At 53.3% G+C, this 405-nt stretch carries 1 protein-coding gene; it reads left to right on the top strand.

Features of this window, described 5'->3' with window-relative positions:
- The first annotated feature begins 86 nt into the window (after positions 1-86).
- Positions 87-377 (top strand): cyd operon protein YbgE, encoded by a 291-nt coding sequence (ybgE, locus tag I6F16_RS37730; protein WP_002895053.1) that lies wholly within the window; start codon positions 87-89, stop codon positions 375-377.
- Positions 378-405 lie beyond the last annotated feature (28 nt).

The following is a 405-nucleotide window of genomic DNA, read 5'->3' as shown; positions in this document are numbered from 1 at the left end:
CTTCTTGCCTGTGCTTTTGGGGTCATTACCGCGCTGGCGCTTGAGCACGTGGAAGCCACCAAAGCCGGGAAGAAAGAAGAAATCTGATGAAATTTATCGCTACTCTGTACGCGATAATGGACAAGCGCCCGCTCCGGGCGCTTTCCTTATTGATGGCGCTGCTGCTGGCTGGCTGCATTTTCTGGGATCCGTCGCGCTTTGCGGCGAAGACCAGCGAGCTGGAAATCTGGCATGGTTTCTTGCTGATGTGGGCGGTTTGCAGCGGCGTTATTCACGGCGTGGGCTTTCGCCCGCGTGCCGTTCACTGGCAGGGGATTTTTTGTCCGCTTATCGCTGATATCGTGCTCGCTTTAGGTCTCTTCTTTTTCTTCTTTTGAATAAGAGATCTCTGTTAATGCTATGGGC

The organism is Bradyrhizobium sp. IC4060, from assembly GCF_020193715.1.
GTDB lineage: Bacteria > Pseudomonadota > Alphaproteobacteria > Rhizobiales > Xanthobacteraceae > Bradyrhizobium > Bradyrhizobium yuanmingense.
The sequence above is the reverse complement of the archived record's forward strand: the minus strand, read 5'-3'. Positions and strand labels throughout refer to the sequence as shown.

Excerpts from the sequence above, each read along its gene's own strand:
- ybgE (WP_002895053.1), top strand. The coding sequence starts at position 87 with ATGAAATTTATCGCTACTCTGTACGCGATAATGGACAAGCGCCCGCTC.